The 22,621-nt window shown below is 67.0% G+C and carries 27 protein-coding genes; 15 read left to right on the forward strand and 12 right to left on the reverse strand.

The window, feature by feature from the left end; all coding sequences use genetic code 11:
- The first annotated feature begins 523 nt into the window (after positions 1-523).
- Positions 524-2,233, forward strand: coding sequence for an AMP-binding protein (locus IP69_RS19150; RefSeq protein ID WP_054144428.1), 1,710 nt, complete (start codon positions 524-526; stop codon positions 2,231-2,233).
- 40 nt (positions 2,234-2,273) lie between these two features.
- On the opposite strand, the gene mtaB is transcribed toward IP69_RS19150, so the two are convergent.
- Entirely contained in the window at positions 2,274-3,548 is a 1,275-nt protein-coding gene (gene mtaB / locus IP69_RS19155) for a tRNA (N(6)-L-threonylcarbamoyladenosine(37)-C(2))-methylthiotransferase MtaB (protein ID WP_054144429.1), read from the reverse strand.
- A complete protein-coding gene (dapF, locus tag IP69_RS19160; RefSeq protein ID WP_054144462.1) occupies positions 3,548-4,432 on the reverse strand; it encodes a diaminopimelate epimerase in 885 nt (294 codons plus the stop codon). Before dapF ends, mtaB begins: the two co-directional genes overlap by 1 nt.
- A 140-nt stretch (positions 4,433-4,572) precedes the next feature.
- Between dapF and IP69_RS19165 the strand changes: the two genes are divergently transcribed.
- Positions 4,573-5,460 (forward strand): GyrI-like domain-containing protein, encoded by an 888-nt coding sequence (locus IP69_RS19165; RefSeq protein ID WP_156323551.1) that lies wholly within the window; start codon positions 4,573-4,575, stop codon positions 5,458-5,460.
- A 15-nt stretch (positions 5,461-5,475) separates the two neighbouring features.
- Here IP69_RS19165 and IP69_RS19170 read toward each other — a convergent pair whose 3' ends face one another.
- The 5 genes from IP69_RS19170 to IP69_RS19190 form a co-directional block, all read right to left on the reverse strand.
- Entirely contained in the window at positions 5,476-6,534 is a 1,059-nt protein-coding gene (locus IP69_RS19170; RefSeq protein ID WP_054144431.1) for an MBL fold metallo-hydrolase, read from the reverse strand.
- A 97-nt stretch (positions 6,535-6,631) separates the two neighbouring features.
- On the reverse strand, positions 6,632-7,258 hold the full coding sequence (locus IP69_RS19175; RefSeq protein ID WP_054144432.1) for a LysE family translocator: 627 nt from the start codon (positions 7,256-7,258) through the stop codon (positions 6,632-6,634).
- Positions 7,259-7,325: 67 nt separating this feature from the next.
- Entirely contained in the window at positions 7,326-7,670 is a 345-nt protein-coding gene (locus IP69_RS19180; RefSeq protein WP_054144433.1) for a type II toxin-antitoxin system PemK/MazF family toxin, read from the reverse strand.
- Positions 7,657-7,872 carry a type II toxin-antitoxin system PrlF family antitoxin gene (locus IP69_RS19185; RefSeq protein WP_054144434.1) on the reverse strand — a complete coding sequence of 72 codons (216 nt, stop codon included), beginning with the start codon at positions 7,870-7,872 and terminating at the stop codon, positions 7,657-7,659. Before IP69_RS19185 ends, IP69_RS19180 begins: the two co-directional genes overlap by 14 nt.
- Positions 7,873-7,948: 76 nt before the next feature.
- Complete coding sequence (locus IP69_RS19190; protein ID WP_054144435.1) at positions 7,949-8,512, reverse strand: CAP domain-containing protein; 564 nt, start codon at positions 8,510-8,512, stop codon at positions 7,949-7,951.
- Positions 8,513-8,799: 287 nt separating this feature from the next.
- Here IP69_RS19190 and ffh point away from each other — a divergent pair, with 287 nt between their 5' ends.
- From ffh to trmD, 7 genes are all read left to right on the forward strand, one after another.
- The gene (gene ffh, locus IP69_RS19195; RefSeq protein ID WP_054144436.1) at positions 8,800-10,398 is read left to right on the forward strand and encodes a signal recognition particle protein; all 1,599 of its coding nucleotides are present in this window, start codon (positions 8,800-8,802) and stop codon (positions 10,396-10,398) included.
- A complete protein-coding gene (locus IP69_RS19200; RefSeq protein ID WP_054144437.1) occupies positions 10,395-10,658 on the forward strand; it encodes a hypothetical protein in 264 nt (87 codons plus the stop codon). The genes ffh and IP69_RS19200 overlap by 4 nt, the downstream gene beginning before the upstream one ends.
- Complete coding sequence (locus tag IP69_RS19205; protein WP_054144438.1) at positions 10,655-10,927, forward strand: hypothetical protein; 273 nt, start codon at positions 10,655-10,657, stop codon at positions 10,925-10,927. The genes IP69_RS19200 and IP69_RS19205 overlap by 4 nt, the downstream gene beginning before the upstream one ends.
- 15 nt (positions 10,928-10,942) lie before the next feature.
- Positions 10,943-11,308, forward strand: a complete 366-nt coding sequence (rpsP, locus tag IP69_RS19210; protein ID WP_054144439.1) for a 30S ribosomal protein S16 — start codon at positions 10,943-10,945, stop codon at positions 11,306-11,308.
- Positions 11,309-11,458: 150 nt separating this feature from the next.
- Positions 11,459-11,986: a ribosome maturation factor RimM gene (gene rimM / locus IP69_RS19215; protein ID WP_054144440.1), complete on the forward strand. Its 528-nt coding sequence runs from the start codon at positions 11,459-11,461 to the stop codon at positions 11,984-11,986.
- The gene (locus IP69_RS19220) at positions 11,976-12,647 is read left to right on the forward strand and encodes an HAD family phosphatase (RefSeq protein WP_054144463.1); all 672 of its coding nucleotides are present in this window, start codon (positions 11,976-11,978) and stop codon (positions 12,645-12,647) included. The genes rimM and IP69_RS19220 overlap by 11 nt, the downstream gene beginning before the upstream one ends.
- Before the next feature lie 165 nt (positions 12,648-12,812).
- On the forward strand, positions 12,813-13,508 hold the full coding sequence (gene trmD / locus IP69_RS19225) for a tRNA (guanosine(37)-N1)-methyltransferase TrmD (RefSeq protein ID WP_054144441.1): 696 nt from the start codon (positions 12,813-12,815) through the stop codon (positions 13,506-13,508).
- 117 nt (positions 13,509-13,625) lie between these two features.
- Here trmD and IP69_RS19230 read toward each other — a convergent pair whose 3' ends face one another.
- Positions 13,626-14,015 (reverse strand): rhodanese-like domain-containing protein, encoded by a 390-nt coding sequence (locus IP69_RS19230; protein WP_054144442.1) that lies wholly within the window; start codon positions 14,013-14,015, stop codon positions 13,626-13,628.
- A gap of 120 nt (positions 14,016-14,135) precedes the next feature.
- Positions 14,136-15,338, reverse strand: a complete 1,203-nt coding sequence (locus IP69_RS19235; protein WP_054144443.1) for a pyridoxal phosphate-dependent aminotransferase — start codon at positions 15,336-15,338, stop codon at positions 14,136-14,138.
- Between the two features lie 230 nt (positions 15,339-15,568).
- Between IP69_RS19235 and IP69_RS19240 the strand changes: the two genes are divergently transcribed.
- A complete protein-coding gene (locus IP69_RS19240) occupies positions 15,569-16,375 on the forward strand; it encodes a transglutaminase family protein (protein ID WP_054144464.1) in 807 nt (268 codons plus the stop codon).
- A gap of 145 nt (positions 16,376-16,520) precedes the next feature.
- Here IP69_RS19240 and IP69_RS19245 read toward each other — a convergent pair whose 3' ends face one another.
- The gene (locus IP69_RS19245; protein WP_054144444.1) at positions 16,521-16,742 is read right to left on the reverse strand and encodes a hypothetical protein; all 222 of its coding nucleotides are present in this window, start codon (positions 16,740-16,742) and stop codon (positions 16,521-16,523) included.
- Positions 16,739-16,867, reverse strand: a complete 129-nt coding sequence (locus IP69_RS22540) for a hypothetical protein (protein WP_282568248.1) — start codon at positions 16,865-16,867, stop codon at positions 16,739-16,741. The genes IP69_RS19245 and IP69_RS22540 overlap by 4 nt, the downstream gene beginning before the upstream one ends.
- 308 nt (positions 16,868-17,175) lie before the next feature.
- Here IP69_RS22540 and IP69_RS19250 point away from each other — a divergent pair, with 308 nt between their 5' ends.
- From IP69_RS19250 to IP69_RS19270, 5 genes are all read left to right on the forward strand, one after another.
- On the forward strand, positions 17,176-17,655 hold the full coding sequence (locus tag IP69_RS19250) for a YaiI/YqxD family protein (protein ID WP_054144465.1): 480 nt from the start codon (positions 17,176-17,178) through the stop codon (positions 17,653-17,655).
- 127 nt (positions 17,656-17,782) lie between these two features.
- The gene (locus tag IP69_RS19255; protein WP_054144445.1) at positions 17,783-18,757 is read left to right on the forward strand and encodes a tripartite tricarboxylate transporter substrate binding protein; all 975 of its coding nucleotides are present in this window, start codon (positions 17,783-17,785) and stop codon (positions 18,755-18,757) included.
- 18 nt (positions 18,758-18,775) lie between these two features.
- A complete protein-coding gene (locus tag IP69_RS19260) occupies positions 18,776-19,384 on the forward strand; it encodes a histidine phosphatase family protein (protein WP_082359475.1) in 609 nt (202 codons plus the stop codon).
- A gap of 104 nt (positions 19,385-19,488) precedes the next feature.
- Positions 19,489-20,619: a PQQ-dependent sugar dehydrogenase gene (locus IP69_RS19265; RefSeq protein WP_054144467.1), complete on the forward strand. Its 1,131-nt coding sequence runs from the start codon at positions 19,489-19,491 to the stop codon at positions 20,617-20,619.
- Positions 20,620-20,752: 133 nt separating this feature from the next.
- On the forward strand, positions 20,753-21,742 hold the full coding sequence (locus tag IP69_RS19270; RefSeq protein ID WP_054144446.1) for a Gfo/Idh/MocA family oxidoreductase: 990 nt from the start codon (positions 20,753-20,755) through the stop codon (positions 21,740-21,742).
- A gap of 13 nt (positions 21,743-21,755) precedes the next feature.
- Here the strand turns inward: IP69_RS19270 and IP69_RS19275 are convergent, their stop codons facing one another.
- Positions 21,756-22,520 (reverse strand): class I SAM-dependent methyltransferase, encoded by a 765-nt coding sequence (locus tag IP69_RS19275; RefSeq protein WP_054144447.1) that lies wholly within the window; start codon positions 22,518-22,520, stop codon positions 21,756-21,758.
- Between the last annotated feature and the right edge of the window lie 101 nt (positions 22,521-22,621).

Consider the following 22,621-nt stretch of genomic DNA (forward strand, 5'->3'; position numbering starts at 1 on the left):
CCCTGGGGGTACTACGGCCCCTGTGCGAGGAGCTCGCTGGAAAGGTCTTAGGCATCACGCCTTCGTCCCATGCCCGACTAGACGCGACAAGGCGATGAGCCGAACTGGCGTCGAAAGGGCTCGCGGCGGAGGATGGCTTTCGACCCCATAAGCGCGGCCCGGAGACTCAAGAACGCCGACGAGCGGAGCGCCACGGGGCGTGCGGGCAGTGGCTCAATCTGCCCGCGCCGCGTCCTGGCTCAATGGATGCGGCCCGATACCCCCGCGCCTCGCGGCGCTCCGCTGCCCCTTTTTCATCGACCGACGCCGCGAGGCGGGCGGGGATTGGGGCTGTGGCTTCAGGTCGATGCGAGGGCGGCGGATAGGGGCTGGATCGGATCATCAGTTTACATGTGAACTATCTTGTCGATAAAACATGCTGGGCCTTGCGCCCGTCCGCGCTGTTCAGCAGTGTGGTGGTCCACGAAAAACGCATCGGCAGCCTGCTTTGGCGGGTGTAATGTCGGGCACGGGGAGGTTGAGCATGAACCCGATCAGCGCCATGCCGGCGAAGCCTGATCCGCGACCCTGGCTGGCGCATTATCCCGCGGCCGTGCCGCCCCAGATCGGTGATCCCGGCACGCTGGCGGATCTGATCGGCAGCGCCTGCAGGACCTATGCCGATCGGCCCGCCTTCGAGAGCTTCGGCAAGGCGATCAGCTTTGCGCAGACGGGCGCGGCGGCGCGCGCCTTTGCCGGCTGGCTGCAGGCGCAGGGCTGCCGCAAGGGCGATCGCATCGCCCTGATGATGCCCAATATCCTGGCCTATCCGGCGACGATCTTCGGGGCGCTGCTCGGCGGCTACACCGTCGTCAACGTCAACCCGCTCTACACGGCGCGGGAGCTTGCGCATCAGTTGAACGATTCCGGCGCGCGGGTCCTCGTCGTGATCGAGAATTTCGCCCATGTCGTCGCGGAGGCGAAGCCGCATCTGAAGCTCGACACCATCGTCATCGCGACAGCCGGCGACCTGATGGGCTTCAAGGGCCACATTGTCAATTTCGTCGCGCGGCGGGTCAAGAAGGTGGTCAAGCCCTTCGATCTGCCCGGTTTCGTGCCGCTCGCGACGATCCTGAGCGGATCGGCGGTGATGGCGCCGGTGACGGTGACGCCCGACGACATCGCCTTCCTGCAATATACCGGCGGCACGACCGGGGTCGCCAAGGGCGCGACGCTGTCGCATCGCAATGTCGCCGCCAATGTCGAGCAATGCGGGCTGTGGCTCGGCTGGGCGCTTGAGCCGCCGCTGGGGCGCAGCGACTACCAGCATGTCATGGTGACAGCGCTGCCGCTCTACCACATTTTCGCGCTGACCTGCTGCTGCCTGTTCATGCTGCGCATCGGTGCCAAGGGGCTGCTGATCGCCAATCCGCGCGACATCGTCGGTTTCATCAAGACGTTGAAGGCCAGCCGCTTCACGCTGATCTCGGGCGTCAACACGCTCTACAACGCGCTCGGCAACCATCCCGAATTCGCCAAGGTGAATTTCGAGGAGCTGCGCTTTGCGGTTTCCGGCGGCATGGCGACCCAGGCCGCCGTCGCCAAGCATTGGAAGCTGGTCACGGGTCGGCCGATCGTCGAGGGCTACGGGCTGTCGGAAACCTCGCCGGTGGCCTCGATCAACCGGCCCGACATCGCCGAATTCACCGGAACAGTCGGCTTTCCGCTGCCCTCGACGGAGATCGCGATCCGCGATGCCGAAGGACATGAGGTGCCGATCGGCGAATCCGGCGAGATCTGCATCCGCGGTCCGCAGGTGATGGTCGGCTACTGGAACCGCCCCGACGAGACCGCCAAGGTGATGGCCGATGACGGCTATTTCCGCAGCGGCGATATCGGCGTGATGCTGCCCGACGGGCAGGTCCGCATCGTCGACCGAATGAAGGACATGGTGCTGGTCTCAGGATTCAACGTCTATCCCAACGAGGTCGAGGACGTGCTGGCGATGCATCCCGGCGTGCTGGAATCGGCGGTGGTCGGCCTGCCCGACGAGCATTCGGGCGAGGCGGTCACGGCCTTCGTCGTGCGCAAGGATGATGCGCTGACGGCCGATCAGTTGCGCGCCTTCTGCAAGGAGAGCCTGACCGGCTACAAGGTGCCCAAGCAGATCTTCTTCCGCGACAGCCTGCCCAAGACCAATGTCGGCAAGGTGCTGCGCCGGGCGCTGCGCGAGGAGGTGGCGAGCAAGAGCTGAGGCGGCGGGAACGGCTTGGGTCAGGCTGGTCTGAGCCGCCTCACGCTGTCAGCAGCGCGCGTCCGTCGTCAGCCGCGGCCGTCACCGTCAGCAATTCACCGGCCGCGACCTCGCGGCTGAAGCGCACCAAGGTGAAATCCTCGGCGCGGCCGGTGTTGCCGCGCTCGGTCAGGACATTGAGCGGCCGGCCGAGGCGACCGGACAGATGCGCGACATGGGCGGCGGCTGCCGCCTCACGCAGCCGCGCGGCGCGCTCCGAGACGATCTCGCCCGGAAGCTGCGGCATGCGGGCGGCCGGCGTGCCGGGGCGGGCCGAATAGGGGAAGACGTGGACGTAGCTGAGGCCGCATGCGCCGATGAGGTCGAGCGAGCGGGCAAACATCGTCTCCTCCTCGGTCGGGAAGCCGGCGATCAGATCGGCGCCGAAGGCGATGTCGGGGCGTAAGGAGCGCATCTGCGCGCAGAATCGGATGGCGTCGTCGCGGCCGTGCCGGCGCTTCATGCGCTTCAGGATGAGGTCATCGCCGGCCTGCAGCGACAGATGCAGATGCGGCATCAGCCGCGGTTGCGTCGCGATGGCCTCGCGCAACGCGTCATCGACCTCGACGGCGTCGATCGAGGAGAGGCGCAGGCGCGGCAGTTCGGGGATGCCATGCAGGATGGCGCGCACCAGCAGGCCCAGCGTCGGCGCACCGTCCAGATCGCGGCCATAACTCGTCAGGTCGACGCCGGTCAGCACGACCTCGCGCGCGCCGGCTTCCGTCAGGGTCCGGCATTGCGTGACGACGGCCTCGACCGGCAGCGAGCGTGAATTGCCGCGGCCGAAGGGGATGACGCAGAAGGTGCAGCGATGGTCGCAGCCGTTCTGGACCTGGACGAAGCCGCGCGTCTGCCGGGCGCTGCGCCCGCTGTCGAGGCCGCCCAGCATCGTCTGCGCCATGATGTCGCCGACGGCGATCTTGTCGGCGGGATCGGCGCCGGGCGCGGCCGCCAGGCTGTTCGAGCGAGCGAGCGCGGTCCAGGTCGCGGCCTGCATCTTCTCGGCGTTGCCGATGACGCGCGCGGTCTCCGGCATCTGCGCGAAGCGGGCGGGCTCGATCTGGGCGGCGCAGCCGGTGACGATGACCGGGCGGCCGGGCCTGTCGCGGCGCAGCCTGCGGATCGCCTGCCTCGCCTGCCGCGTCGCCTCGGACGTCACCGCGCAGGAGTTGACGACGGCGATGTCGGTGAGTCCCGCGGCCTGCGCCTGCCGCTGGATCGCCTCGCCCTCGACGATATTGAGGCGGCAGCCGAATGTGACGACCTCGAGCGCCATCAGGCCGCGGTCTCGAACAGTTCGGGAGCGAGCGTGCCCTCCCATTCGAATTCGACCGGGCCGGTCATCAGGACATGGCCGTCGCTTTCGCGCCATTCGATGGTGAGGTCGCCGCCGGGCAGGCTGACCACGGCCTTGCGGGCCGAGAGCTCGCGGCGCACGGCTGCGACCAGCGCGGCGCAGGCGCCCGAGCCGCAGGCGCGGGTGATGCCGGCGCCGCGTTCCCAGACGCGCAGCACGATATGGTCGGGCGCGACGACGGCGGCGAGTTCGATATTGGCGCGGTCTGGAAAGATCGGATGGTTTTCGAGCAGCGGGCCGATCTGTTCGAGATTGAAGCGATAGGGATCGTCGACGAAGAACACGGCGTGGGGGTTGCCCATGTTGACGGCGCAGGGGGTATGCAGGATCGGATCGTCGATCGGGCCGATCTGGAGTTCGAAATGGGCCGTGTCATGGAACGGCTCGGCCAGCGGAATTTCATCCCAGGCGAGCTTCGGTGCGCCCATATCGACCGTAAAGACGAGGTCGCTGTCGCGCCGCGCTGGCAGCAACCCGGCCTTGGTCTGCAGCGTCAGCGTTGTTCGCGAGGGGTCTCCCATCGTGGGGTCGGCCAGCATCGCCCAGACGACGCAGCGCGTGCCATTGCCGCAGGCGCCGGCTTCGGAGCCATCGCTGTTGTAGATCCGGATGAAGGCGTCCGTTCCGGCCAGTTGCGGATCGTGCAGCACCATCAGCTGGTCGAAGCGGGCGCGCGGCTCGGCGGCGATGGCGCGGGCGTCGCTGTCGGCCACGCGCAATCGGGTCCCGCGCAGATCCAGCACGGTGATCTCATTGCCGAGACCATTCATCTTCAGGAACCGGCGATGGGCCAGGGCGTTCATCGTGTCATACATCCCTCGAACTGCGGGTCTATGAGGGAGGCGACGTGAAAAAGCCACCCTCAGGGTCGTTTCTTGGCTAAGTGGATGTTCCACAGCGCGCCGCAAGGGCGCGAATCGGTTCTTTGAGCAGGACGGTCACAATGCGGCATTCCCCGATGGCTGTTATGCTGGTCGCGGCTCTGTGGAGCGCGCCGCCGGTCGCGGCCCAGACTCGCGTCGCACCGCCGGCGGCGGTCGAATCCGCGCCCCTGGCGCCGCTGCCCGGCACCACCGTACCGGTCCAGGCGCAGCCCGCGCCGACGCCGCCTGCCGCCGTGCCCGAAGCCGTGCCGGGTCCGACGCCTGTTCAGCCGGCGCCCGCGCCGCAATTGCCGATCACGCCCGAGCCGGTTCAGCCCGCGCCCACGCCGCAGGTCCCGCTCGAACCCCAGCCCGTGCAGCCGCCGCCAACGCTACCCGCGCCAGGCCCGGTCCAGCCGATGCAGCCGCCGACCCCGCAGCAGCAGACCGGGACGATCGATCCCAATGCGACGCTGGCCGGCAAACGCGGCGACCAGAGTGATGTCGATGAGGTCCTGCTCGTCGCCAAGCCCGTGTTGATCGTGGCAGGCTCTGCAAGCTGGGACGAAGGCTTCAAGCGTCTGGCCGAGAGCGTGCTCATCCTGCGTCAGGAAGCGGACAAGGCCGGGCTGCCGGTTGCGGGACGCCCTTTGACGCTGTTTCTCGAGACCGACGACAACGGCTTTCGTTATGAGGCCATGCTGCCGGTCGGTCCGGCGCCGGCGGGCGATCGCAACTCAACCTTCGGGAACGGTGTGCGGCCGGGTCTGACGCCAGCCGGCCCGTCCCTGCGCTTCGTCCATGTCGCGCCCTATGATGACATCGATTCGACCTATGAGACGATCACGGCCTATCTCGAGGCCAAGGCGATCACGGTGAAAGAGGCTTTTCTCGAGGAGTATGTCGGCGATCTCACCGATCCGGCCAATCCCAACCTCGAGATCAACGTCTACGTCCAGCCGCGCTGATCGGCCGTCGGGCGATCAGGCCTGCCAGCTCAGGCCTGGCCGCATGGCCCTGAAACGGTCCTGCGGCAGCCCCGCTTCGTCCAGCGCCGCAGCCAGCGCGGACGGGGGGCGCTCGATGCCTTCATCGGTCAGCTGGAAGGTGCCCCAGTGGTGGCCTAGCGCCTCTTCGGCCTTCAGCGCCAGCATGACCTTGACCGCCTCGGCCGGGTCCATGTGGTTGTCCTTCATGAACCAGCGCGGCTCATAGGCGCCGATCGGCAGCACGGCGAGGCGGAATGGGCCGTATTCGGCTCCTAGCCGCCGATACAGCGAGCCGTCGTGATAGCCGGTGTCGCCGATGTGGAAAATCTTGGTGCCTGCCGCTTCGACGACGAAGGAGCACCAGAGCGCCATGCGGCGATCGAAGGCGCCGCGCGCCGACCAGTGATAGCTCGGCGTCAGCGTCACGGTCACAGCATCGGATAATGTCAGGCGCGCCGACCAGTCATGGGCCTCGGCTTTCGCAGTGGGGATGCGGGCCCTGACGATCGTATCATTGCCGAGCGGCATGATCATGCGCGGCGCGTCGCGCTCATGCAGTCGCGCCAGCGTCTCGATGTCGAGATGGTCGTAATGGTTGTGCGTGATCAGCACCGCGTCGATGCGGGGCAGGTCGTCGAAGGCGACGCCTGGCTGGTTGACGCGGCGCGGACCGATGAAGGACAGCGGGCTGGCGCGTAGGGAATAGACCGGGTCGATCAGCAGGTTGAGCCCGGCAATCTGATAGAGAAACGACGCGTGGCCCAGATGGACGATGCGGACGCCATCGACACGGGCAGGTGGCGTGTCCTGCGGCGGCGTTGGGAAATGCTCTGGAAAGGCTTCGCGATCACGCTTCGATGTCTGCCATTTCAGCACGTCGGCGAGGCCCTTCGTCACGGGCCGGCCGTCGGTGAAGACGACCCCGTTGAAGTTCTCCGTCACCGGCCCCTGATAATAGGGATTGTTGGATCTCGAGATCGCGGCCCAGGCCGCGCCAGAGGTGCCGAGCAGAGCAGGGATGCCGAGGAAGGAGAGCAGTGTGCGACGGTTCATGCCCGCCAAAATGGGCTAGTTCGCCCGCGGGTCAAGCTCGGGCTGCATCACAGTGCTTTGATCGCCAAGCCTCTCTAACGGCGCTGCGACCGTGATCTCACCGCGAACTTGTGCGCAGCGCGACGGTGGCGATCCCCGCGCCGATCAGCAGGGCGCCGCCGGTCTTGTTGATCGCGCTGATCGCGCGGGGGTTCTTCACCACGGCACGGGCGCGCGAGGCGACCAGCGCGTAGCCGAAGGCATTGGCCGATGCCAGCGTCACGAAGGTCGCCTCGAAGATCAGCATCTGCGTCCAGAAATCGGCCTTCGGATCGAGGAACTGCGGCAGGAAGGCGACAAAGAAGGTGATGCTCTTGGGGTTCAGAGCCGTCACCAGCCAGGCATGGCCAAGCATCTTCAGCGACGAGACGGCATCTTCGCGCGGCTTGGCGTCGAGGTTCCCGCCAGCGCGGAACAGCTTGATACCGAGCCAGATCAGATAAGCCGCACCGGCCCATTTCAGCGCCGTGAACACGGTCGCCGAGGTTGCCAGCAGCGCGCCGACGCCCAACATCGAGAGCGTCATCGCGGTGAAATCGCCCAGCGCGACGCCCGCCGCCGTGGGCAGCGCCGTGCGCCAGCCCTGGCCGAGCGCATAGGAGACGACCAGCAGGATCGTGGGGCCGGGTATGACCAGCAGGACGGCGGTGGCGGCGGCGAAGGTGGCCCAGGTTTCGAAGGTCATGGCGGTGTTTTCCGATGGCGTCGGGCAAGCCATCCCCAAGGCAGGGGGGTTGTAAAGGGGAGCCGGTTTAGCCCAGCCCGAGATGCTCACGGAAAGCCGCGCTGACACGCTCGCGCAAGGCAGCCGGAAGCCGCCCCAGCTTCTGCGCGTGCCGGGCTTCGATCGTTGCGATCTTGCAGGGACGGACCACGGATGGCGCCGGCAGCCCGGTCTCCTCATCACCTCCGTCGATCGCTACGTCTCCCGGCCAGGGCCGGTTCTCTGCACTGGTGATCATTACGACCCAAAGCAGGCCTTGCTCCTCGCCGATGCCGCCGGCCGAAACCACCAGCGCCGGACGGTGCTGGCGTGTCGAGCGGTCCGTGTAGGGGAAGGGGACCCTAACGACGTCTCCCTGTTCAAAGCTCGCCATAGGCCTTGCGATCGGCCTCGCCGTCCCATTCGTCGAAGGTCGCAAACGGGTCTTCGGCCTGGGGTGCTCGCGCCTTCGTCATGACGACGCGATCATGTTCGATCGCATAAGCGATCTCATCACCTTCCCGCAGGCGCAGAGCCTTGCGGACGGACTGTGGCACCGTCGTCTGCGCCTTGCTGGTGAGTTTGCTGAGGATCATCCCCGTCGCCCTAAGCGGCCAAACTGATCAGATATTGTAAGGAAAATCCTTGCGGGCAGCAATATTGCTGTCGTGGTCAGCGCGGCGGCCGGTTCGAGCCGAACCAGCCGACGGGCGCGGCCGACATCTCGACGCGTCGCTCCGGTTCGCCCGCCACGACCAGCGCCCACCAGGCGCGGTATTGCGTCTGCGGATCCTTGGCGAGCGCGATGCCGAAGCGCGTCGCCTCCTTCATCCGGAGATTGGCGTCGTGGCCCGACGAGGCGCGCCAGCCGGTAAAGGCTTCCTGCGTGGAATAGTAGCCCGCGCCGAGATTCTCAGCCGCACGCGCTGCGTCGAGCCCGGCGGCGTGAACCCGGGATGCGAAGCTGCCGGCGGCGTCGTGGGAGAGCGCGTTCGCCTTCGCCATCGCATCGGCCTGACGCTGGGCCATTGCGTTCAGGATAGGATCGAGCCTGACCGGACCCAGGCCCTGGCTCGCGCGATAAGCATTGAAAATTCGGCCCGCCTCGGCCGGGTCGAGGCTGACTGCTGCGAGACGCTCGCTGGCGCGCGGATCGAGCGGCGTCGCGCGGCGCGGCTCGCCGGCGCAGCCGGCGGCGAGGAGGGCGAGGGCAAGGGCGGCGAGGGGATGGCGCATATTTCGACGAGCATTCCGGTCTATTGTCTGAGCCCAGATCGCTAACGCGGCATGATGGCGAGATTGCCGCCAACCTCTCCAACCTTGACTTTCGCCACATTCTTCCGCTTTAACCGCGCCATCCGTTTCGCCGACATCGTCGAGACCGCATCAGCCGACCGGGCCGCTCGCAGAGCATTCGAGCCCGGAGGTCAACGCCCGACAGCGCGACTGCGCCCTCGGGCGCGAAACCGTTTGGCGATGAGGCTTCGCGCTGCCGGTTCCTGAAGGCAAGCAAGCAGGTCCGCATGTTCGGCACTCTCAGCGACAGGCTATCAGGCATCCTCTCGGGGCTGACCCGCAGGGGTTCGCTGACCGAGGAGGACGTCAACGCCGCGCTGCGCGAGGTGCGCAAGGCGCTGCTCGAGGCCGACGTCGCGCTCGAAGTGGTGCGCAGTTTCACCGACAAGGTCCGCGAGCGGGCCGTCGGCGCCGAGGTGCTGAAGTCTGTCACGCCCGGCCAGCAGGTCATCAAGATCGTCAACGACGCGCTGATCGATATGCTCGGCGGTGATGGCGAGGGAATCACCTTCGATGCCGTGCCACCGGTGCCGATCCTGATGGTGGGTCTGCAGGGCTCGGGCAAGACGACCTCGACGGCCAAGATCGCCAAACGCCTGACCGACCGCAACAAGAAGCGCGTCCTGATGGCCTCGCTCGACACGCGCCGCCCGGCCGCGATGGAGCAACTCGCCATCCTCGGCAAGCAGGTCGGCGTCGAGACGCTGCCGATCGTCGCCGGTCAGTCGGCCGTGCAGATCGCGCGCCGTGCGATCGAGGCCGCTCGTCTCGGCGGCTACGACGTCGTGATGCTCGACACCGCCGGCCGCGTCACGCTCGACGATACGCTGATGGCGGAAGTCGCCGAGGTGAAGGCGGCGACCAATCCACATGAGGTGCTGCTGGTTGCCGATGCGCTGACCGGCCAGGACGCGGTCAACACCGCGCGCGCCTTCGATGTGCGCGTCGGGCTGACCGGCATCGTGCTGACCCGCATGGACGGCGACGGGCGCGGCGGCGCGGCGCTGTCGATGCGTGCCGTCACCGGCAAGCCGATCAAGCTCGTCGGCACGGGCGAGAAGATCGATGCGCTGGAGGATTTCCACCCCTCGCGCGTCGCCAACCGCATCCTGGGCATGGGCGACATCGTCGGCCTCGTCGAGCGTGCGGCGGAGACGGTCGATGCCGACAAGGCGCAGGCCCTGGCCCAGCGGCTGGCCAAGGGTCAGTTCGACCTGTCGGACATGCGCGCCCAGCTCCAGCAGATGGAGAAGATGGGCGGGCTCGGTGGCGTCATGGGCATGATGCCCGGCATGAAGCAGGCCCAGAGCCAGCTCGCGGCCTCCGGCGTCGGCGACAAGATGTTCAAGCGCATGATCGCGGCGATCGATTCGATGACGCCTGCCGAGCGCAGGAACCCCGACCTCCTCAAGAACAGCCGCAAGAAGCGCATCGCGGCGGGGTCGGGCACAACGCCGGAATCGATCAACAAGCTGCTCAAGATGCATCGCGGCATGGCCGACATGATGAAGCAGATGAGCAAGCAGAAGGGCGGGATGCTCGGCAAGCTCGGCGCGATGTTTGGCATGGGCGGCGGCGGGATGGGCGGACTTCCGGCCGGGCTCGACCCGTCGAAGATGGACCCGGCCCAACTCGCCGAACTGCAAAAGCAGATGGCCGGTGGGGGTGGAATGCCGGGTCTGCCTCCGGGCGGTTTTCCGGGCCTGCCCAAGGGCGTCACGCCGCCGGCCGGCATGATGCCGAAACTGCCCGGACTTGGCGCTCAGCCGGGCCGGAGCCTTCCGGGGCTGGGGGGCACCAACCCCTTCGGAGGCAAGAAGAAGTGACCAAGCCCACCGAAATGCGCGTCGGCATGTTCGACGTGTTCAAGCAGGTCAAGGCCCGTCTCGACGACGCCAACCTGTCCTATGAGACGTCGTCCTATCGCGACGACGCCTTCTCGTTCCTCGTGCATGCGCCGGGCGAATATTGGGAGATCGACGTGCTCGAAGACGGCTCGATCGATCTCGAGATCTTCACCTCGACGGGCATGAAGGACGACCCCTGGGCTGCGATCGACCAGCTGGTCGACGACAACAAGGCGTGAACGACATCATGAGTTTCAGTGCCGCCGAGATGCTGGCGAAGATCTGGTCGATCCAGCAGGCCTTGGAAGATGCGGGCATCGATCATTCGCCCACGATCTACCGGGACGACGCGATTTCGATCGTGGCGAACCCGCCCGGCGAGAAGTGGGAGATCGATGTCTGTGAAGACGGAAGCGTGGACTTCGAGGTGTTCAAGTCGACGTCGATGCAAGGAGAGGCGGAGCTGCATGCGGCGATCGCCACAGTGAAAACCGAAAACGAAGCTTAAAAAGGAAGAACGAGAATGTCCCTCAAGATCCGCCTGACCCGTGGCGGCGCCAAGAAGCGCCCTTACTACCGCATCGTCGTTGCCGATGCGCGCGCGCCGCGCGATGGCCGCTTCATCGAGAAGATCGGCTCCTATGATCCGATGAAGGCGAAGGATTCGCCCGAGCGCGTCGTTCTCGATATCGAGAAGGCCAAGGACTGGCTCGCCAAGGGCGCCCAGCCGACCGACCGCGTGCTGCGCTTCCTCGACGCCGCCGGCATCGCCAAGCGTCCCGTGCGCAACAACCCCAACAAGGCTGTTCCCGGCGAGAAGGCCAAGGAGCGCGCCGAGAAGAACGCCGCCAAGTCCGCGGCTCCGGCTGAAGCCGCAGCCGAAGCGTGATGTGCGCCTGGGCTCGCGATGCAGGCCGTCATGGTCGGGCTTGTCCCGACCATCCACGTCTTCGCTTGGCGAGACCCGGGTCTAAGACGTGGATGCTCGCCACAAAGGCGAGCATGACGGTACAGACTGCCGTCGTGTCGGTGACGTGCCATGGCTGCTGACGACAAGCTCGTCCTGCTCGGCGTCATCGGCGCCGCGCATGGCATCAAGGGCGAGGTCCGGATCAAGGCCTTCACCGGCGATCCGTTGGCGATCGCCGAATACGGCCCCCTGACCGACGACAAGGGGCGGCGCTTCGAGATCGCCGAGATCCGCCCGGCCAAGGAGGTCGTGGTCGCTCGACTCAAGGGCATCACCAGCCGCGAGGCGGCCGAAAGCCTCAACGGCGTCAATCTCTTCGTCGCGCGTGACAAGATTCCGGCGCCCGAGGACGAGGACGAATTCCTGCAGGCCGATCTGATCGGCTGTGCGGTGGTCGGCCCCGACGGCGCGGTCCTGGGCACGGTGACCACCGTCGCCAATTACGGCGCCGGCGATTTGCTCGACATTCTGCTGCCGGATGGTCGCTCGGTGCTGATGCCCTTCACCAAGGCCTTCGCGCCGCGCATCGACATCGCTGCGCGACGGATCGAGGCGGTTCCGCCCGAGGGGCTGTTCGAGGCCGATGATGAGGAATGATACGCCTGCGGGCGCGCTGATCTTCGACATGGACGGCACCATCGTCGACAATATGCGCTTCCACGAGGACGCCTGGGGCAAGCTGCTGACCTCCCATGGTCTGCCCTTCGACGCCGATGACTTCTTCCAGCGCACGGCGGGCATGGCGGTCGGAGAGATCATCGCGCCATTGTTTCCGCAGGCGACGCCGGCCGAGGTCATCGCACTGGGCGAGGCGAAGGAGGTGTTCTATCGCGACGCCTATCGCGGCCATGTCGAGGCTCTTCCGGGCCTGCTGCCGCTGATCGCGCGGGCGGCAAGCTGCGGCGTGCCGATGGCGGTGGCTTCGGCCGCGCCGCCGGAGAACATCGCTCTGGTGCTCGACACGCTCGGTCTGCGCCCGCATTTCGCCACGGTGATCTCGCCTTCGCAGGGGTTTCGCGGCAAGCCGCATCCCGACATGTTCATCGAGGCGGCGCGCCGGATGGCTGTCGCGCCCGAGGCCTGCCTCGTCTTCGAGGATGCGCCCAACGGCATCGAGGCGGCGCGCCGCGCCGGCATGCGCGCCGTGGCGATGCTGACCATGCTCGGCGCGGACGCGTTTGCGGCTTACGACAACGTCATCGCCAGCGCGGCCGATTTCAACGCGCTGGACCGCCTGCCGGCCCTGCGCTTCGGTTAGGGGCGAATTCGCTTCGGTTTTTCGCGTCGTCATCCCGGACAAGCGGCGTCAGCCGCGCCGATCCGGGAACCATTCCGGAACGGTTCAGGCATGGATCCCGGGTCTGCGCTGCGCTCCGCCCGGGATGACGACGCGTTTCCAGTTTTAGTCCGGTAAGGTCCCTCCATGCCGTTCCGCGCCTCCATCCTCACACTCTACCCGGAGATGTTTCCCGGTCCGCTCGGCGTGTCGCTGGCCGGTGAAGCGCTGCGGCGGGGCTTGTGGTCGCTGGAGGCGCACCAGATCCGCGACCATGGCATCGGCCGGCATCGCAATGTCGACGACAACCCGGCCGGGGGCGGCGCCGGCATGGTGCTGCGCTGCGACGTGCTGGGCGCAGCGATCGATGCCGCCGTTCCCGCCGGGGACACGCGCCCGCGCCTGCTGATGTCGCCGCGCGGGCGGCCGCTGACGCAAGCCCAGGTGCGCGGCTGGGTAGCGGGCGAGGGCGTCGTCATCGTCTGCGGGCGCTTCGAGGGCGTCGATGAGCGCGTGATCGAGGGGCGCGGGCTGACCGAGGTTTCGATCGGCGACTACATCCTCTCGGGCGGCGAGATGGCGGCGCTCGTCCTGCTCGACGCCTGCGTGCGGCTGATCCCCGGCGTGATGGGCAAGGAATTGTCCGGCCAGGACGAGAGCTTCGAGAATGGCCTGCTCGAATATCCGCACTACACGCGGCCGCGCGAATGGGAGGGCAGGGGCCTGCCCGAGGCGCTGCTCTCGGGCGACCATGCCCGCATCGCGAAATGGCGGCGGGCGGAAGCCGAGCGGATCACGCGCGAGCGGCGCCCGGATCTCTTGAAGGACCGGAGCGAACGCTGACCCGCACACGTCATTCTCGGGCGAAGCGCAGCGCAGACCCGAGAATCTCATGCCGGAAAAGGGCACTGGTTCGAACGCGGCCTGAGATGCTCGGGTCAAGCCCGAGCATGACGGCGCTCACGGATAAGCCACCACCGGCAGCTTCTGCTCCAGCCACCCACCCGGCCCCAGCATCCCGCCGCGCACTGCCAGGATGTCGCGGAAGCCGCGCCCGGCGAGCTTGGTGCGGATCGAGGCGCTCAAGCCGCCGCTGCGATCGATCAGGGCGATGCGCTTACGCGGATGATCGAGCCGCTGGCCCGCCAGCCTGACCTCGAAGGCGGGCGTCTCGACGTCGAGCGCGATCGCGCCCTGGGGGATGCCGGTGTCGCGCCATTCCTCGGGCGTGCGAATGTCGAGGAGGAGGAGGGTGCCGGTGCGGGCGGCGTCATAGGCCTCGCGCGCCGACAGGGAAGTGGTTTGTGCAACCGCCCCGCCCGGAAACCAGACGAGCGCCGCTGCCAGCATCAAGCGGCGGTTGACTTGAATTACCCCGTCATTGCGAGGAGCGTCAGCGACGAAGCAATCCAGGAGCCGTTGTGCAAGACCCTCTGGATTGCTTCGCTGCGCTCGCAATGACGGGCCCGATCAGCGCAGTTCGGCGCAGAAGCGCTGGATGCGGCGGCAGGCCTCTTCCAGCTTCTCGTCCGAGGTGGCGTAGGAGATGCGGAAGTTGGGGCCCAGGCCGAAGGCCGAGCCATGGACGGCCGCGACCGCCTCGTCTTCGAGGATGCCGAGCACCAGATCCTCGTCGGTCTCGATGACCTTGCCGTTCGGCATGGTCTTGCCGATCAGCGCCGAGCAGTCGGGATAGACGTAGAAGGCGCCCTCGGGCTTGGGGCAGACGAGGCCGCGAGTCTGGTTCAGCATGGAGACGACGAGGTCGCGGCGGCGCTCGAAGGCCTTCTTGAAGACGGGCAGGTGGTCCTGCGTGCCGTCCAGTGCCTCGACCGCAGCCCATTGGGAGATCGCCGAGGTGCCCGAGGTCTGCTGGCCCTGGACGAGGTCCATGGCGTTCATCAGATGCTGCGGTCCGGCCGCGTAGCCGATGCGCCAGCCGGTCATGGCGTAGGATTTCGAGACGCCGTTCATGGTCAGGGTGCGCTCATAGAGGCCGGGCTCGACCTGGGCCGGCGTCACGAATTCGAAGTCGCCATAGACCAGGTGCTCGTACATGTCGTCGGTCAGCACCCAGACATGGGGGTGACGCATCAGCACGTCGGTGAGCTTCTTCATCTCGGCGCGGCTGTAGGCGGCGCCCGACGGGTTCGACGGCGAGTTCAGGATCACCCACTTGGTCTTGGGCGTGATCGCGCGCTCGAGCTCTTCCGGCTGGAGCTTGAACTCGTTTTCGATCTTGGTCTCGGCGAAGGTCGCGGTGCCGCCGCAGAGCGCCACCATCTCGGGGTAGGAGACCCAATAGGGCGAGACGCAGATGACCTCGTCGCCGGGGTTCAGCGTCGCGAGCAGGGCGTTGTAGATGACATGCTTGCCACCGGTCGAGACGATGACCTGGCCCGGCTTGTAGTCGAGCCCGTTCTCGCGCTTGAACTTGCGGGCGACCGCCTCGCGCAGCTGCGGAATGCCGGAAACCGGCGTGTACTTGGTCTCGCCACGGCGGATGGCGGCGATGGCCGCCTCCTTGATGTTGTCGGGCGTGTCGAAATCGGGCTCGCCGACCGAGAGCGAGATCACGTCCTTGCCCTGCGCTTTCAGATCGCGCGCCTTCTGCGTGATGGTGATGGTCGCAGACGGCTTCACGCGCTTCAGGGCGTCGGCAAGGAAGGCCATGGGAGTTCTCCGGATTTCGGATAAGGGCACGCCGTTTTTGGAGGCGCGGGCGTGGTTTAGGACTCAAGAGCCGGCATCGCAAGCCAGAGTGCTTGATCATTGCCAGCAACGCGCTGAATTCCAAGGGGGAGGGCGGGCGTATCGACGCTGGCCGGAAACGTGCATGATCCCGCAGACAGGCTGGGGGGCCACCATCATCAGCGCGGATTGCCCGCGCGGAAGGCATGTTCGTGAAACTCAGGATCGGCTACGAACTCGACTATTACTTTCCGCAGCCCACGCCGCTGATCTTGATGCTGAACGTGCATTTCAGCCGGGTGTCGGACCTCGAAACGCCCGATTACATCCGTGTCAGCCCGTCCGTTCCGATCAGCGCCTATCGCGACGGTTTCGGCAACTGGTGCACGCGGCTTCTGGCCCCGCCAGGCGCGATGAAGATCACGGCCGATGCGGTCATCCATGACAGCGGGCTGCCCGAGCGCTTCAACCGCGAAGCGGGGCAGGTGGCTGTCGAAAACCTGCCCGAGGAATGCATCGTCTTTCTGCTGGCCAGCCGCTATTGCGACAGCGACCGCCTGCTCGATCTCGCCTGGCAGTTGTTTGGGCATACGCAGCCCGGCGCCCCGCGGGTCCAGGCGATCTGCGACTTCGTCCACCAGCGCATCGCCTTCAACTACAACGATGCCAGCGTCACTCGCGCGGCCTCCGACGCCTATCACGAGGGCCGGGGCGTCTGCCGCGACTATGCCCATCTGGCGGTCGCGTTCTGCCGGGCGATGAACATTCCGGCGCGCTACTGCACCTGCTATCTCGGCGATGTCGGCACGCCGCCGCCCTATCCGCCGGGCGATTTCGCGGCGTCCTTCGAGGCCTATCTCGAGGGCGGCTGGCAGATGTTCGACCCGCGCAACAATGTGCCCCGGATCGGCCGGGTGCTGATCGCGCATGGGCGAGACGCAGCCGACGTTGCGATCGCCACCACCTTCGGGCCCAACACGCTGACAGGGTTCAAGGTCTGGACCGACGAGGTGACGTGAGGGGGGCGACGCTGCGGCGCTGCCGATCCGGACGGGCGCTGCCGGGCCCGCCGGCCATGTGTTGAGGCGTCATCCTGGGCGACCGTCGTCATCCAGAATGGCGATGCGCTTGTGGTCATAGCGTCGGCTGCCGGGCCGACCGCTGTCAGTCGCGAAACAGCCGTGCCGCGTCGGGCTTCTTGGCGCGCAGCGGCGTCTTGCGGGTCATGCCCTTGCCCTTGGCCGCGGGCTCCTCAGGGACGGCTGCGCCATCCTCGTCGGGCTCGGGCGCCGGGGGGGTGACGCCGGCGGGCTTGGCCACAGGCTTTTCGGCCTTCTCGGCGACCTTGGCCTGCTCGGCGGGGTCGATCGTCTTGAAGCGAATCATTTCTTTTTCGGCCCCGCTGCCTTGGCGACGACAGCCGCGAAGGTCGAAGGCGCGGCGGCCGTGACCTTCGGCTTGTCCTTCTTCGGCTTCTTGGCTTCGCGGTTGCTGCGCTGTTCCTTGGCCATGGTCGGCATTCCTTTGCGGTCGAACGGCGCGGGGTTGCGCTGGTGTGTCCGTGACACATCGTCAGGTGCTGCCTCGATCGCAAGGGGCACTCATGCGAGGCATCATCCGGGACGACATGCAATCCGCCGCGGCCGGCCCGGCGGCTGCCGGGTCTCGTCGTGTCGAAGCAGAGCGACAGCCTAGGGCAGAGCGTGCGCCGGCGCACGTGGTTTCTTGAATGCTTTGGTGTCGCAACGCGGCTTCGATCGCATGGGCGGCGATCTTGCCGCTTGCGCGCAGTGCGCGACCCTGCGATGCGCTCTTTGCCATGGATGATCTCCAACCGATCGCGATCTATGTCGATGCCGATGCCTGCCCGGTGAAGTCGGAGATCTTCAAGGTCGCCGAGCGCCACGGCCTGCGAGTCTTCGTCGTCGCCAACAGCTACATGATGCTGCCGCGCGAGCCCTGGATCGAGCGCGTCGTGGTGACGGACGGGTTCGATGCCGCCGACGACTGGATCGCGGAGCGCGTCGCGCGCGGGTCGATCGTGATCACATCGGACATCCCGCTGGCCGATCGCTGCATCAAGGCCGGTGCCGAGGTGATCGGCCCGACCGGCAAACCCTTCACCGAGGCCTCGATCGGCATGGCGCTGGCGACGCGCGACATGATGGAGGATCTGCGCGCAATGGGGACGGCGACCGGCGGACCGAAGCCGTTCTCGCCCAGGGATCGCTCCGCTTTCCTGCAGGCGCTCGATCTCGCGATCCAGCGGTTGAAGCGGGCAGGGTTCACAGCCGGCTGAGCAGCCGCCTAGGTGGTTGATTTCGTGGCCGCTTCATCCGGAAGCGGCATTTCCCTTCCGCGATCGATGCTCTAAAGCTGCGATCAAGCCTGTGATCAATCGGGCCGCCCGGGAGGAAGTTTCAACCATGTCGCTGACCCGCCGCTCCACGCTCGGCCTGATGGCCGGTGCCGTTTTCGCCCCCTCGCTCGTGCAGGCGCAAAATTTTCCGACCAAGCCGATCACCCTCGTCGTGCCCTATCCGGCCGGCGGCCCGACGGATGCGATCGCGCGCTTCGTCGCGCAGGACCTCGCCGGATCGATCGGCCAGAATGTCATCGTCGACAACCGCGCCGGTGCTTCGGGTGCCGTCGGCACGCGGGCCGTGGCCAAGGCCGAAGCCGATGGCCACACCATCATCTTCGGCAACAACCAGACGCATGGGAACAACATGTTCCTGCTCAAGGAGCCGGGCTATGACGCGGTCAAGGATTTCGCGCCCTTGGCCGGCGTCGGCGCCTTCGAGCACGCCTTCGTCGTGCGCAAGGATCTGCCGGTCAAGGACATCAAGGAACTGATCGCGCTCGCCAAGGCTGATCCCGGCAAGCTCAATTACGGTTCGACCGGCGTCGGCTCCGGCTCGCATCTGGCGATGGAGCTGTTCATGGCGCGCACCGGCATCAAGATGACGCATGTGCCCTTCCGTGGCGCAGCGCCGCTGGTCCAGGAGATCATCGGCGGGCGCATCGACATCGCCAATTCGACGCTGCCCAGCGTGCTCGAGCAGTTCAATGCCGGCACGCTTCGGGCGCTCGCTCTGGCGAGCCCGGAGCGCAATCCGCGCGCCAAGGACATTCCCACGCTGCGCGAGCAGGGTGTCAGCAATGCCGACGCCGATTCCTGGGCCGCCTTCTTTGCGCCCGCCGCGACGCCGGCCCCGGTGCTGGAGACGCTGTCGAAGGCGATCCTGGCCTCGCTGGCCAAGCCGACCGTGAGCGAGGCGATCCTCAAGCTCGGCTTCACGATGAGGTTACGTGACCCGGCGGCGTTCAGGCCCTATCACCTCCAGGAAATCGCGATCTGGGAAAACATCATCAGGGAAGCCGGGGTCAAGCCCGAGTGACCTGAGACGGGAGCGGGCATGGGTGTGACGACGAGACGGCGCCTTCTCCCGCTGCTGGCCAGTCTCCCCTCCCTGGCCGGTCTTGCGCTCCTGTGCGGCCCCGCTCTGGCCATCGAGACGGACCGGGAGCGTCTCTGGTCGGCGCTCGCCACGCCCGGCCATGTCGTGCTGATGCGCCATGCCGATGCGCCGGGGGGCGGGGATCCGGCCGACTTCCGGATCGGCGATTGCGCCACGCAGCGCAATCTCGGCGAGCGCGGACGTGTCCAGGCTCGCCGGCTCGGCGACGAGTTTCGCCGGCGGGCGGTTCCCGTCGCGCTCGTCCTGACCAGCCAATGGTGCCGCGCGCGCGAAACGGCGGCGCTGATGGCCATCGGGCCCGTCGAGGACGAGGCGACCGCCCTGAATTCCTTCTTCGGCCGCCCCGGCGAACGCGACGCGGCGACGGTCGCGCTCCGGCGGCGGCTTGCGACCCTTCCGGCCGAGGCCGCGACGGTCGTGATGGTGACCCACCAGGTCAACATCACCGCGCTGACGGGGGTGTTTCCCGCCTCGGGCGAGATGGTCGTGCTCAAGCGCGACCCCCAAGGCGAATTCAGCACGCTCGGACGCCTGCCGCCGCCCTGAAGCAGCCGGACAATCGCTCACTTCGGCGTGAGTGCCGCAACCCACCGGTGGCCCGCGCCGTTGTTCGTTTTTGCAGGGCGCCAGGCCCCGTTCGGGAGACGATGATGCAACGGCATAGCTATGCGATCGGGGTTGTGGTCTTTGCCGCGCTGCTCGCCGGTCAAACTCCGGCCCAGGCGCAGCAGACCTTCAAATCAAGCGCGGGGGACCTCACGGTCGAGACGGTGGCGAGCGGTCTCGAGAACCCCTGGGGCCTGGCTTTCCTGCCCGATGGTCGCATGCTGGTGACCGAGCGGCCCGGGCGGCTGCGCTTGGTCGGGACCGACGGCAAGCTGTCGCCGGCTCTGTCGGGCGTGCCCAACGTCGCTGCGCGCGGGCAGGGCGGTCTGCTCGATGTGGTGCTCGATCCGGGTTTCGCCCAGAACCGGATGATCTACCTCTCCTTTGCTGAGGCGCGGGCGGGCGGCAGCGGCACCAGCGTAGCCCGGGCCAGGCTCAATGAGCGCGGCACGGCGCTGGAGGGCGCGAAGGTGATCTTCCAGCAGATGCCGACGGTCAACAGCTCGATGCATTTCGGTTCGCGGCTGGTGTTCGACCGCAGCGGCGCGCTGTTTGTCACGGTCGGCGATCGCTACGGCCAGCGCGACCAGGCGCAGAACCCCGACAACCATATCGGCAAGGTCATGCGGATCTCTCCGGAAGGCGGTGCGGCTGCGGACAATCCGAAGCCTGCGGGTTGGCAGCCGGAAATCTGGTCGATCGGACACCGCAACGTGCAAGGCGCGGCGCTGCATCCGGAGAGCGGCCAGCTCTGGATCGCCGATCATGGCGCGCGTGGCGGCGACGAAATCAACACGCCCAAGGCCGGCCGCAATTATGGCTGGCCGGTGATCAGCTTCGGCATCGACTATTCGGGTGCGAAGCTCGGCGAAGGCACGGCCAAGACGGGCATGGAGCAGCCGCTGTTCTATTGGGATCCGTCGATCGCGCCCTCGGGTGCGGCTTTCTACACCGGTCCGGTCTGGCCCGCTTGGAAGAACTCGCTCTTCGTCGGCGCGCTGGCCGGGCAGATGCTGGTGCGGCTGTCGACGCAGGGCGAGGCGGTCACCGGGCAGGAGCGGTTGCTCGCGGGTCTCGGCGAACGCATCCGTGATGTCCGGCAGGGGCCAGACGGGTTCATCTACCTGCTGAGCGATGATGGCGGGAAGGTGCTGCGGGTCAGGCCCGCGCGGTAGGGATCGAGGTCGGCGCGAAGCGGCGACTGTATTTGCAGAGCGGGACGTGCGGGGCGGCGGGTCGCCAGACGCTCGTGTGCCGTTCGGAAACCTGCTACCGCGATTCCCGGCTCAGGGCTGGGAATTTCAGACGATGCATGACGGCACTCTTTCAATCGGAATCATCGGCGCAGGCATCATGGGCGAGAGGCTGCTGAGCGCCATTCTCGACCAGTCACCCCCGCTGGTGAACGTCAGCGGGATCTTTGACCCGGCGCCGTCGGCCATGCAGCGCATGGCGGCGAGCTTCCCGCAGGTTCCGCGGCTGCCTGACGCCGCGTCGGTCATCGCCGCCAGCGACTGCGTCTATATCGCCTCGCCGCCAGCTTCCCATCTCGATCATGCCCGCGCCGCCATCGTCGCCGGCAAAAGCGTGTTTTGCGAGAAGCCCCTGGCGGTCGATGTCGCCGACGCGCGGGCCTTCGTTGCAGAAGCCGGAGACAGAGGGGCCGTCAACTTTCCCTTCGCCTCCTCGCTCGCGGTCGCGACGTTGATGGACTGGATCGCTCAGGGAGCCGTCGGTACAGCGTCGCGCGTGACGATCGAGGTCGCCTTCGCGACCTGGCCGCGCTCCTGGCAGGCCGATGCGGCGGCCTGGCTGGACGGGCGGCAACAGGGCGGGTTCACCCGTGAGGTCGTGTCGCATTTCCTCTTCCTCAGCCGCAGGCTGCTCGGCCCCTTGCACGGTCTCTCCGCGAGCGCGGTGTTTCCGGAGGCCGGCACATCGGAGCGCTCGATTCAAGCGACGCTGGTGGCTGGCGACGTCCCGGTCGAACTCAAGGGCAACGTCGGCAGCACGGCGAAGGACGATCACAACATCTGGATGCTGGAAGGTGACCACGGTGCGGTCCGGCTCTGCGACTGGTCGGTCGCCGAACGCCGGCTGCCCGACGGGACATGGGAGCGCGCGGCCGGCACGCTGTCACAGGCGGAGGCGCGCCCGATCGCACTCCGGCGTCAGATCGAGGGCGTGGTTCGGCTCACGCGTGGCGAAGCGCATCACCTGGCGACCCTGGCTGAAGCCTTGAACGTTCAAGAGATCGTCGAGGCCATTCTTGCCGATGGCATGAGGGCTAAAGGGTAGCCGAAGCCTGTCCTCAAACGATCTCCGCCAGCCGCGTGTCCTGCGACAAAACCAAGCACCAATGCGGCTCGAAATCGGCGCCGAGCGGCCAGACGAAGTCCGCGAAGATTTCCAGCAGCCGGGTCTGGTAGCGCTCGAACCAGGCGCGCTGGCAGAGCACGAACTTGGTCGCGCCGACGATCGTCTCGCGGTCGATGACGCAGAGCGGGACGATGTCGGGATTGGCCTCGAGATAGGCCTGAACGGCGACCATCAGCGTCGGGTAGCCGGGGTGCAGCATGTCGTCGAGCACGATCAGCCCGCCCTCGGCGAGGCAGGCGGTGGCCAGCGCCAGGTCCTTCGACAGGGCGGCGCGCGAATGCTCCCCGTCGATATGGATAAAGCGGAGTTTTTCGCCTCCGGCATGGGCGAGGAGAGCGGCCGGCGCCATTGCGCCGGCATCCCCCTTGATTGTGCGGCGGCGCTCGGGCCCGATGCCGTGGCGGGCGCAATTGGCCTCGAAACGCTGTTCGACGGCAGCGTCGGGCCATGAAAAGATGTCGAGCGCTAACGCGATCTCGCCCTCATCGAGCGCATGGGCAAGCGCTATGAAGAAACGACCCTCGAAGGCGCCGATCTCCGCGATCGGCCCGCGAACGCCTTCTTGTGTCTGCAGCCGCAGCAGCCGCGCGCAGATGGCCGCAGCGAAGCGCGACGACATGCCGACGACGCGGCCATAGCCATCGGCCAGATAGGCCTCGACGGCGGGGTGGCCTGGGGAGGGGATGGTGGCTGTCATTGGTCCGTTCATCCTGTGGTCGTTTCCCCGCCGCGCCTCGGCGCCCCTACCTACCGCAGCTTCATCGACAGGATCGGCCTGACAAGCAAGGGGTGTGTGCT

The sequence above is a fragment of the Allobosea sp. AAP35 genome (assembly GCF_001295925.1).
In the GTDB taxonomy this organism is placed as follows: Bacteria; Pseudomonadota; Alphaproteobacteria; order Rhizobiales; family Beijerinckiaceae; genus Allobosea.